This window comes from Paludibacillus litoralis, from assembly GCF_037646705.1.
Lineage (GTDB): Bacteria > Pseudomonadota > Alphaproteobacteria > Rhodobacterales > Rhodobacteraceae > Pikeienuella > Pikeienuella litoralis.
Window position 1 is genome coordinate 1 of record NZ_JBBHER010000018.1, and the last position, 515, is coordinate 515.

Sequence of the window (515 nt, forward strand, 5' to 3'; positions counted from 1 at the left end):
TGGAACGCGCCGGTCATCTGGGTGGTGTCCAGATAGCCCTTCCGCCACATCATGCTGTCGAGAAACGCGAGCTGGCTTTCATTGATGAAGAGCTGCAACTCGCCCGGCTCGGTGAAGTCCACCTGGCTGGCCAGCAGCGTCGCCGTCGCCAGCCGGTCGTCCCCGTCCCGCGCCATCGCGGCGGCGGCGATGGAGAGGAGCGTGCCGCCGAGGCAATAGCCGACCGCGTGGACCTTCCGGTCCGGCAGGATGGCGCCGATCTCGTCCAGCGCGTCCATGACGCCGAGGCGGCGATAATCGTCCATCGTCAGGTCGCGGTCGCCCTCGTCGGGGTTCTTCCACGAGATCATGAACACCGTGTGCCCCTGCTCGAGCAGATAGCGCACCATGGAGTTATGCTGCGACAGGTCGAGGATGTAGTATTTCATGATCCAGGCCGGAACGATCAGGATCGGCTCGGGCCGGACCGTGTCGGTGAGCGGCGCGTACTGGATCAGCTCGATCAGGCGGTTGCG

The 515-nt window shown here is 65.0% G+C and carries 1 protein-coding gene; it reads right to left on the reverse strand.

Annotation, left to right across the window (positions count from 1 at the left end; all coding sequences use genetic code 11):
* A partial coding sequence (locus tag WG921_RS17885) for a PHA/PHB synthase family protein (RefSeq protein ID WP_340110628.1) occupies window positions 1-515 on the reverse strand: 515 nt, incomplete at both ends.